At 68.5% G+C, this 9,867-nt stretch carries 7 protein-coding genes and 1 pseudogene; 5 read left to right on the forward strand and 3 right to left on the reverse strand.

The features are described 5' to 3' along the window. The 3 genes from ACK59X_RS07765 to ACK59X_RS07775 all read left to right on the forward strand — a co-directional run. The coding region (locus ACK59X_RS07765) for a methylated-DNA--[protein]-cysteine S-methyltransferase (RefSeq protein WP_409956313.1) at positions 1 to 198 on the forward strand (198 nt) is incomplete at its 5' end. A 219-nt stretch (positions 199 to 417) separates the two neighbouring features. Then, entirely contained in the window at positions 418 to 4,257 is a 3,840-nt protein-coding gene (locus ACK59X_RS07770) for an EAL domain-containing protein (RefSeq protein ID WP_409956314.1), read from the forward strand. Between the two features lie 49 nt (positions 4,258 to 4,306). Further along, on the forward strand, positions 4,307 to 4,810 hold the full coding sequence (locus ACK59X_RS07775; RefSeq protein WP_409956315.1) for a YcxB family protein: 504 nt from the start codon (positions 4,307 to 4,309) through the stop codon (positions 4,808 to 4,810). Between the two features lie 17 nt (positions 4,811 to 4,827). Here ACK59X_RS07775 and ACK59X_RS07780 read toward each other — a convergent pair whose 3' ends face one another. The 3 genes from ACK59X_RS07780 to ACK59X_RS07790 all read right to left on the reverse strand — a co-directional run bounded on the left by ACK59X_RS07780 (position 4,828) and on the right by ACK59X_RS07790 (position 8,637). Next, on the reverse strand, positions 4,828 to 6,738 hold the full coding sequence (locus ACK59X_RS07780) for a propionate--CoA ligase (protein ID WP_409956316.1): 1,911 nt from the start codon (positions 6,736 to 6,738) through the stop codon (positions 4,828 to 4,830). Between the two features lie 152 nt (positions 6,739 to 6,890). Further along, the gene (locus tag ACK59X_RS07785; protein ID WP_409956317.1) at positions 6,891 to 7,496 is read right to left on the reverse strand and encodes an isochorismatase family protein; all 606 of its coding nucleotides are present in this window, start codon (positions 7,494 to 7,496) and stop codon (positions 6,891 to 6,893) included. A 58-nt stretch (positions 7,497 to 7,554) separates the two neighbouring features. After that, positions 7,555 to 8,637: a PQQ-dependent sugar dehydrogenase gene (locus ACK59X_RS07790; RefSeq protein ID WP_409956318.1), complete on the reverse strand. Its 1,083-nt coding sequence runs from the start codon at positions 8,635 to 8,637 to the stop codon at positions 7,555 to 7,557. A gap of 207 nt (positions 8,638 to 8,844) precedes the next feature. On the opposite strand from ACK59X_RS07790, the gene ACK59X_RS07795 reads away from it, so the two are divergent. Continuing rightward, positions 8,845 to 9,429, forward strand: coding sequence for a C40 family peptidase (locus ACK59X_RS07795; RefSeq protein WP_409956319.1), 585 nt, complete (start codon positions 8,845 to 8,847; stop codon positions 9,427 to 9,429). Between the two features lie 24 nt (positions 9,430 to 9,453). Continuing rightward, a pseudogene (locus tag ACK59X_RS07800) lies at positions 9,454 to 9,588 on the forward strand (GlsB/YeaQ/YmgE family stress response membrane protein); the annotation flags it as partial. Between the last annotated feature and the right edge of the window lie 279 nt (positions 9,589 to 9,867).

Raw genomic sequence — 9,867 nt, forward strand, 5'->3', positions numbered from 1 at the left:
GAACTGGGCCGGCCGCGTGCGGTGCGCGCCGTGGGGGCCGCCGTGGGGCGCAACCCGATCAGCGTGATCGTGCCCTGCCACCGGGTGCTGGGTGAGGACGGCAGCCTGACCGGCTATGCCGGGGGCCTGGAGCGCAAGGGCGCCTTGCTGGCCATCGAAGGCGCCCGTCCGCAGACGCAGGATCTCCTGGCGGCCTGAACGGCCGGCAGGCCCGCAGCCACCAAGAGGCCATCATCGCGGCCCGCAACCCCTTGTCAACCGGGCTTGTCAGGACGTGCACGGCGGCGCTGGAGGCTGTGGAACGGCCCTAAACTCGGCGCATGGGCCTTGCGTCGGTTTTTCATCTGCTTACAAGCTTTGCGGCACCGGCCCGCGCGCCCGCGGATTCGCACGCACCGGGGGCTGGCCGCGGGCACCATGGCGCATAACACCCTGCTCGCGGGCAGCCTGTTGCTGCTGCTGACCGTTCTGGGGCTGGCGCTGCTGCCGCCCCGGGAGGTGCTGACCCCTTCGCGGCGCACCGAATGGCTGGCAGGGCTGGTGGGCGGCCTGGTGTCGGCGGCCATGCTGGCCGTGCTCAACTTCCAGGCCAGCGGCCCGGGCCTGGTGGCCTACCCTACGGCCACCGCCTTCGTCGCCCTGTGCTTCGGCGTGCGCGCGACCGCCCTCTCCGCGGGGCTGGCGTTCCTGGCCGCCACCTGGATCCAGGGCTCGCCCTCGCCCACGGGGGCTCTGGTGCTGGCCAGTGGCTGGGCCTGCGGAGCTCTGTGGCGGCGCGTGGCGCTCTACCGCGGCAAGCGCAGCTGGCCGGAGATGCTGGGCCTGGCAGCGAGCCTGCCGGTGGTGAGCGGCCTGGCGCTCAGCGCCGCGGGCGCCCAGGCCGAGGTCCCCACCATGGCGAGCTGGTGGGAGGGCCTGCCCTGGCAGCATGGCGCCGGGATCCTGGTGCTGGGCAGTTGCCGCCTGCTGCTGATCAGCAAGGCCCAGTCGATGGATGCGACGGAATCGGCCCACCGGTTCCTGGGCCAGCGCGAGCAGCAGTTGCGCATGGCCCTCGACTCGCTGAACGGCGGGCGCTGGGAGTGGGACGTGGACACGCGCCAGTTCCGCTGCGAAGGCGATTTCTATGCCCAGTTCGGCCTGGGCGAAGACGCGCTCAAGGCGCCTGGCCTGTGGCAGCGCTGGTACGACCTGCGCCACCCGGTGGACCGGGAACGCAACGCCGCCAGGCTGGCCCGGGCCATGGACGGGCTCGAGGACACCTACGAGGCTGAATTCCGCGTGCGCGACACCACAGGGCGCTGGCGCTGGCTGATGTCGCGCGGCATGGTGTCCCTGCGCGATGCGGGCGGCAAGCCGTTGCGCCTGATCGGCATGGACGTGGACATCTCCGCGAACCGCGAGGTCCAGCAGGCGCTGCGCGACTCGGAAGCCAAGTACACCTCGTTCTACCAGACGCTGCCCGATCCGGCGGGCATCACCCGCATCGCCGACGGCTGCTACGTCGACGTGAATCCGGCCTTCTGCGAGATGTTCGGCCTGTCGCACGAGCAGGTGGTGGGCCAGACCTCGACCGGCCTTCGGATCTGGGCCAGCGATGAGGAGCGCAAGCGCCTGCTGGACACCTACCAGCGCCATGGCAAGGTGGACCGCCTGCCCCTGGTGGCGCAGAGGCACGGTGTGCGCATCCCGGGGCTGATGTCGGCACGGTCCGTGCTTGTGGATGGCGAAAACTGTTTCGTCTTCGTTTTCCACGACATGACCGAAGCCCAACGCACCAGCGACGAACTGCGCGCACTCAATGGCCTGCTGCAACAGGCCGGCCGGCTGGCACGCCTGGGTGCCTGGGAGGATGTGCGCGGCAAGGGCCTGGTCTACTGGTCGGACGTGTGCTTCGACATCCACGGCATGCCGCCCGGCTCGCCGCTGCCCACCGACTACATCGACCGCATGGTGGCCCCGCCTTACCGCGAGCTGCTGCGCAACCATTTCCGCGCGAGCATCCTGGATCGCGCCGAATGGAGCCTGGAGCTGGAGGTGCACCACACCGATGGCCGGCTGGTCTGGGTCCGCGCCCGCGGCGAACCCGTTATCGAAAACGGCCGTGTCACCCGCGTGCGCGGGGTCATGCAGGACATCGACGAGGCCAAGCGCGCCAACGAACGCCTGCGCCAATCCGAGGAGCGGTTCTCGCGCATCTTCCAGCTCATGCCCTTCCCCATGGGCCTGTCGCGCCGCGCCGACGGCCAGTACCTGGATGTGAACCCGGCCTGGGAGTCCTTGCTCGGCATACCGCGCCAGGAGGCCATCGGCCAGACCGCCGTGCAACTGGGCATCTTCACCGCCGAGGACCGGCGACAGCTGATGCAGGCTTTCGAGCAGAAAGGCCCACAGGCCAGCCACGAGGTGACCCTCCATGGCCGCCCCAACACCCGGCTGACCGTGCTGCAGTCCATGCGCGCCATCGATTTCGACGGCGAACCCTGCTGGCTGTTCTCGGTGCATGACATCACCGACCGCAAGCGGTACGAAGAGCAGATCCGGGAGCGCGAAGAGCTGCTCTCGCTCACCATCTCCGCTGCTTCCCTGGGCCTGTGGGACTGGGACATGGCGCGTGGCACCATCACCGGCGACAGCCGCTGGGCCACCATGCAGGGCAGGACGCCGGGCGCCATCGCGCAGACTTCGGTGCGCTGGACCAGCGCAGTGGCGGCGGAAGACATCGACCGCATCACGGCCGAAGTGGCGCGCCATGCGGCGCGGCCGGCCACGCCCTTCGATGCCACCTGGAAGGTGCCCGCCCCCCATGAGGGCACGCGCTGGGTGCGCAACCTGGGCAAGATCGTGAGCTTCGACGCCGACGGTCAGCCCCTGCGCATGCTGGGCGTGGCGCTCGATGTGACGCCCCAGCGCGAGCAGGAGGTGCTGCTGCAGAAGATGGCGCACTTCGATGCCCTCACCGGCCTGCCCAACCGCGTGCTGCTGGCGCGCAGGCTGCAGGAATGCCTGGACCAGGCGCGCGAACGCGGTACCCTGCTGGGCGTGGGCTACCTGGACCTCGATGGCTTCAAGCCCGTGAACGACCGCCTGGGCCACGGCGCTGGCGACCGCCTGCTGGTGATGGTGGCGGGCCGCCTCACGCGCGCCCTGCGCCCCGGCGACAGCGTGGCCCGCCTGGGCGGCGACGAGTTCGTGATGCTGCTGCCCGACCTGGCCGACACCGCCGAGTGCGAACGCATGCTCTCGCGGGTGATGGAGAACATCTCCGCCCCCTACGCGCTGGACACCGAGCGCGTGGTCGTCACCGCCAGCATCGGCTACACCGTGTTCCCGCTGGACGAGGCCGATGCCGATACCCTGCTGCGCCATGCCGACCAGGCCATGTACGCGGCCAAGCAGGCCGGGCGCAACCGCTTCCACCAGTTCGATGCCGCGCAGGAACGGGCCCTGTTGGCGCAGCGCGAGCAGGGCAAGCACCTGCAGGAGGCCATCGCCGGCGCGCAGTTCGTCCTGCACCTGCAGCCCAAGGTGGACATGCGCAGCGGCGCCGGGGTGGGGGCCGAGGCCCTGGCACGCTGGCAACACCCCGAGCGCGGGCTGCGTGCGCCCGGTGCCTTTCTGCCGCTGCTGGAGGGCACCGAGCTCGAGATCAGCTTCGGCCAATGGGTGGTCGGGGCGGCCCTGGACCTTCTCAGGCGCCTGAACGGCCATGGCCTCGCCCTTCCCGTGAGCATCAACATCTCGGCACTGCACCTGCAGCACGCCGGCTTTGCCGACTGGATGGCCCGCACGCTGGCCGAGTGCCCCGACATCGATGCGCGCCAGGTGGAGATCGAGATCACCGAGAGCGCCGCGCTCTACGACCTCAGTGCCGTGGCCGCCACGCTGACGCGGCTGCGCGAGCTGGGCGTCACCGTGTCGCTCGACGACTTCGGCACCGGTTATTCGTCGCTCACCTACCTGCGCCGCCTGCCCATGGACACGCTCAAGATCGACCAGAGCTTCGTGCACGGCATGATGGGCGACCCCGGCGACCTGGCCATCGTGCAGGGCGTGATCGGCCTGGCCCGCTCCTTCGGCTACCGGGTGATCGCCGAAGGCGTGGAAACCATCGAACAGGGCCAGATGCTGCAGCAGCTGGGCTGCGCCCAGGCCCAGGGCTACTGCATCGCGCGGCCCATGGCGCTGGAGCAGTTCGTGGACTGGGCGGCCCAGTGGCAGACGCCGGCTGGCTGGCAAAGGCAACGGCCCCACTGATGCCGGGCATCTGGCACACTGCGGCCCATTTTTCTGGCGATCTGTTCCGATGCCCCTGGAAACCACCCTGCACTACACACCCGACCTGGTCCGCCACGCGGTCGCCTGCTTCTGGCGCCGCTCCACGGGCATGCGCACGCTGCTGGTCACTGCCGCCATGGCCACCTGGTTCGGCGTGCTCCTGGCACGCGGGGACCGGTCCTGGCAGATCGGCGCGACCGGTGCGGGCGTGGCCATCAGCCTGCTGGTATGCGCGACCGTCTATGCCGTGCACTACCGCAATGCCATGGGCAAGCTGAGTGATATGGGCGGCACGGCACAGGCCACCCTGCGGGCGGATGAGACAAGCTTCACGCTGCAGTCGAATGCGGGCCTGGCCACGCTGCCCTGGTCCAGTGTGAAGGAAATCTGGCAGTTCGAGCGCGTCTGGCTGCTGCTGTTCTCGCCCGCGCAGTTCAGCACCCTGCCGGTGGCCGATTTGCCGGCAGACCTGCGCGAGCGCATCGAATCCAGCGTGCGCGAGGCAGGCGGCAAGGTCCGGCAGATCCGCTGAACCGGGCTGGACCCGCCTCAGGCCGGGGAATCTCCCACCAGTTCACGCACCTGCTGCAGCGCGGCCGGGTCTTCCATGGTGGTCAGGTCGCCCGGGTCGCGCCGCTCGGCCACGGCCTGCAGGGCGCGGCGCAAGAGCTTGCCGCTGCGCGTCTTGGGCAGCACGGTCACGAAGTGCACGCGCGAAGGGCGTGCCACGGCGCCCAATTGCTGGTCCACGCGCTGCATGACCTCGCCCTCCAGCTTCAGCCGCGCGGCCGGCTCGCCCAGCGCGCTCGCGTCGCGCGCCACGGCAAAGGCCATGGCCACCTGGCCCTTGAGCGCATCGGCCACGCCGACCACGGCCACCTCGGCGATATTGGGGTGCGAGGCGATGCTCTCTTCGATCTCACGTGTGCCCAGGCGGTGACCGGCGACATTGATCACATCATCGGTGCGGCCCAGGATGAAGTGGTAGCCGTCGGCGTCGCGGATGCCCCAGTCGAAGGTACTGTAGATCAGCTTGCCGGGAATGCTCTTCCAGTAGGTGTTGACGAAGCGTGCATCGTCGCGCCACACGGTCTGCATGCAGCCGGGCGGCAGCGGCCCCTCGATGGCGACCACACCCTTCTGGCTGGCGCCCGTGAGCTCTTCGCCCGTGGATTCATCGATCAGCTTGACGGCATAGCCGTACATGGCCTTGCCCGGGCTGCCGAAGCGCGTGGTCTGTGGCTCCACGCCATTGGCCAGCGTGAGGATGGGCCAGCCGGTCTCGGTCTGCCAGTAGTTGTCGCTGATGGGCACCTGCAGCGCCTCGCTGATCCCCCGGGCCGGGGGCTCGTCCAGCGGCTCGCCGGCCAGCCACAGCGCCTTGAGGCACGATACGTCGTACTTGCGCAGCCAGCTGTCATCCTGCTTCTTGAGCACGCGCACCGCCGTCGGGGCCGAGAACATGTGCGTCACCCGGTACTTCTCGACGATGCTCCACCACACGCCCGCATCGGGGCGGATCGGCAGGCCCTCGTACATGATGGTGGTCATGCCCGCGATCAGCGGACCGTAGACGATGTAGCTGTGCCCCACCACCCAGCCGATGTCGCTGGTGGCGAAGTAGGTGTCGCCGGGCTTCGCGTCGAAGATGTGCTGCATGCTGGCCGCCAGCGCCACGGCATAACCACCGGTGTCGCGCTGCACGCCCTTGGGCTTGCCCGTGGTGCCGCTGGTGTACAGGGTGTAGCTCGGGTGCGTGGCATCCACCCATTCGCAGGGCACGGTGGCATCGAGATGCTGGGCACGCAGGGCCGCCCAGTCATGGTCACGTCCCGGGTGCAGCTGCATCGGCGCCAGGCCGCGGTTGACCATCAACACGGCCTGGGGCTTGTGGCGCGACTGGGCGATGGCCTCGTCGAGCAGCGGCTTGTAGGGCACGACCTTGCCGCCGCGCGAGCCGGCATCGGCGCTGACCACGGCCACGGGCTCGGCGTCCTCGATGCGCGAGGCCAGCGAGCCCGAGGCAAAGCCCCCGAACACCACCGAATGCAAAGCGCCAATGCGCACGCAGGCCAGCATGGCGAACGCCGCCTCGGCCACCATGGGCATGTAGATCAGCACCCGGTCGCCCTTCTTCACCCCCAGGGCCAGGAGCACGGCCGCCATGCGCTGCACCTCGGCATGCAGCTCGGCAAAGCTGTAGCTGCGCTCCGTATCCGTCTCGGTGGAGATGGCCACCAGGGCCGGCTGGTCGGCGCGCCCGGCGATGTGCCGGTCCACCGCGTTGTGGCACAGGTTGGTGGTGCCACCCGCGTACCAGCGCGCGAAGGGCGGGTTGCTGTAGTCGCAGATCTGCCCCGGGGGCGTGTTCCAGTCGATGAGCCGGGCCTGTTCGGCCCAGAAAGCCTCGGGCTGCTCCATCGACTGGCGGTAGAAATCTGCGTAGCGCGTTGTGGTCATGCGGTGTCTCCTGCATCTCGTCTGCGCACCTCGGTTGGGGCGCATTTCTGAATTCATAATTATTCATGACGGGCTTGCGGGAAGCTGACGCGCCACGCGCGTCCGCGCCGTGCGGCGCAGGGGCCGCGGCACGGCGGTCCGGGGCGGGCTGTTTACTTGATCAGCGCCAGCACATCCTTGAAGTCCGGGTGCTCGCAGCTGCCCAGCCACTCGAAGGCGACCATTTCCGTGGTGACCAGCTCTGCTCCAGCGCCCGCCAGGCGGTCAAAGGCGGCGTCGCGGTTGCGGTCGGTGCGCGAGCCGCAGGCATCGGTCACGACCCAGACGTCGAACTCGTCCTCGATCAGGTCCAGCGCCGTCTGCAGCAGGCAGACATGGGCCTCGCAGCCAGCGATGACGATGGTGCCGCGCTCGGGCGCCTGCTGGGCAGGCTTTTGCAGGTGCTTGGGCAGGCTGCGCGCATTGCCGCCCTGCTGGGGCTTGGCAGGGGGGCGCAGCCATTCGCCCAGGCCTTCTTCCGCGGCGCTGAAATGCATCTTGGCCAGGGTGCGCTGGCAGAGCGCGCGCAGGGCTGCGTCGTTGGCGCCCAGGCGCGAAGGATTCTGCTCCGTGCCCCAGACCGGCACCTCCAGCAACTGCGCGATCTGTGCCAGGCGGCGCGCATTGGCCAGCACGGCAGCAGCATCGGCAATGGCGGGCATCAGGCGTTCCTGGTAGTCCACCAGGACGAGTTGGGATTCAGAGGCGTCGAGCAGCATGGGCGATCTTGGGGGAATTCAATGGGAATGCCCCATATTGTCGCAGCCTCAGGCTGGGTCAGGATGCCGGTGCCAGCCGCAACAGGCGCCCCTGCGGGCTGTCCGTCAGCAGGTAGAGCCAGCCGTCCGGCCCCTGGCGCACGTCGCGGATGCGCTCGTTGTTGCCCTGCAGCAGCTTCTCTTCGCGCTGTACCTTGCCACCCGCCACCTCGATCCGGTGCAGCGTGCCGAACTTGAGCGAGCCCACGAACAGGCTGCCGCGCCAGGCGGCGCCATAGCGCTCGCTGGTCAGGAAGGCCATGCCCGATGGGGCGATGGAAGGCACCCAGTAGTGCAGCGGCTGCTCCATGCCGGCCTTGGCCGTGCCCTCGCCCACCTTGCCGCCGCCGTAGTTCTCGCCGTAGGTGATGACCGGCCAGCCGTAGTTGCGGCCCGGCTGGGGCAGGTTGATCTCGTCGCCGCCCTGGGGGCCGTGCTCGTGCATCCACAGCTTGCCGTCGGGTGCGAGCGTGGCGCCCTGGGCGTTGCGGTGGCCGTAGCTCCAGATCTCGGGCAAGGCGCCAGCACGCTCGCGGAACGGATTGTCGGCCGGCACCGCGCCATCGGGCGTGATGCGCACGATCTTGCCGTGGTGGTTGTCGAGCTTCTGCGCGTCGTCCTTGCGGTGGTAGCGCTCGCCCAGCGCCAGGAACAGGTTGCCGTCGCCAGCCTGCACGATGCGGCAGCCAAAGTGCAGGTTGCTGGCCACCTTGGGTTTCTGGCTGAAGATGACCTTGACGTCCTGCAGCGAGCGCCCGTCAGCCGCCAGCGTGGCGCGCGCCAGGGCCGTGCTGTTCTCGGAGGCTCCGGCGGCGCCGGGCTCCGAGTAGCAAAAGAAGATGCGCCGGTTCTTCGCGAAATCGGCATCGGTCACCACGTCGAGCAAACCGCCCTGCCCTCCGGTAGCAATGCTGGGCAGCCCGGACAGTGCGGGCCCCAATTGACCGTTGGCTTCGACCACGCGCATGCGGCCCGGCCGTTCGGTGACCAGAAAGCGGCCCTCCGGCAGAAAGGCCACCGCCCAGGGGTTGACCAGGCCCGTTGCCACTGACGCCAAGGTGACACCCTTGGCTGGCTGGGCGGCAGCCGGCATGGCGAGCATGCCCCCGCAGGCCAAGGCAGCGAAAAACCCCAGAGATGCAGGAGAAATGGTGCGTTTTGGCGTCAGATTCATGTCAACCATCGTAACAGCGGCCCCATTTTCTCGGGTTTCCGTACGGGAATCGGGAGCGCATGTCCAGCCAGGCCGTCACCACATACGTGACTTCCCTCACAAAATGTGCCAATTCGCGTGGTACCCTCCGCACCCATGTCCAAATGGTTTTGCACCCTCCTCATGGCTTGCGCTGTCAGCGCACAGGCTGCACCATCCACCGGTCAAGCGGATGACATGGAAAAAATCCTGATGGACAAGGGTCTCATATCCCAGTTGAAGGACGTGCAGCACACCGTGGCAGACAAGGCACACACGGTGGCGGACAAGGCGTCCGATCTCGTGGGCAATGCCATGGGCTTCCTCGGGGTGCGCTACAAGCGCGGTGGCAACAGCGCCGAGACCGGATTCGATGGCAGCGGTTTCGTCCGCGCGATGTACGAGCAGACGGTGGGCCTTTTGCTGCCCCGCCGGGCGGACCAGCAGGCCGCCACCACCACGGTGATCGACAAGAAGGAACTGCAGCCGGGCGATCTGGTGTTCTTCAACACCATGCGCCGTGCATTCAGCCATGTGGGTATTTACGTGGGTGATGGCAAATTCATTCACTCTCCTCGCAGTGGATCGGAAGTGCGGGTCGAAGACATGCGTGTTTCCTACTGGCAGCGCCGTTTCGACGGGGCACGCCGCGTCACCCCGGCAGCCGCTGCGGTCGAAGCCAACACCCCAGCTGCCAAGTAAGCCGACTGGCCTGCTTCAATCCGCATGACAACGCGCGCCATCAAGCCAGGAAACGACTCCATGGGCTGGATCATGACGGCCCTGCTGGGCGTGGCAGGCTCGTTCCTGGCCAGCTATCTGGGTGTGGCCATGGGCTGGTACCAGCAGGGCGACGAGGCATCGCTGCAGCGCGGTGCCGTGGCAGACATGACACCCCAGCAGCGCTACAACACCGCCATCCGCGAGGCGGGCGGCGGCATGAAATTGGCGCTGGAGGAGTGCCGTGCCCAGGCGGGGGCCGAGCGCCGCTCCTGCGAGGCCCAGGCCCGGGCGCGCTACCCGGCAGACATGGCCGCCGCCAAGGAAATCCTGCGCAACCCGAATGCCCGGCCGGTGAACGTGACGGGCGGACCGATCCGCGGCACGGAATCCACCTACGTGGTCAAACCATGAGCGCAC

It is taken from the genome of Acidovorax sp., from assembly GCF_046339755.1.
GTDB lineage: Bacteria > Pseudomonadota > Gammaproteobacteria > Burkholderiales > Burkholderiaceae_C > Acidovorax.

Bases quoted from the DNA above. Each gene is read 5' to 3' on its own strand.
- ACK59X_RS07780 (WP_409956316.1), bottom strand. From the start codon at position 6,738: ATGACCACAACGCGCTACGCAGATTTCTACCGCCAGTCGATGGAGCAG.
- ACK59X_RS07770 (WP_409956314.1), top strand. From the start codon at position 418: ATGGCGCATAACACCCTGCTCGCGGGCAGCCTGTTGCTGCTGCTGACC.
- ACK59X_RS07775 (WP_409956315.1), top strand. From the start codon at position 4,307: ATGCCCCTGGAAACCACCCTGCACTACACACCCGACCTGGTCCGCCAC.
- ACK59X_RS07795 (WP_409956319.1), top strand. From the start codon at position 8,845: ATGTCCAAATGGTTTTGCACCCTCCTCATGGCTTGCGCTGTCAGCGCA.
- ACK59X_RS07785 (WP_409956317.1), bottom strand. From the start codon at position 7,496: ATGCTGCTCGACGCCTCTGAATCCCAACTCGTCCTGGTGGACTACCAG.
- ACK59X_RS07790 (WP_409956318.1), bottom strand. From the start codon at position 8,637: ATGCTCGCCATGCCGGCTGCCGCCCAGCCAGCCAAGGGTGTCACCTTG.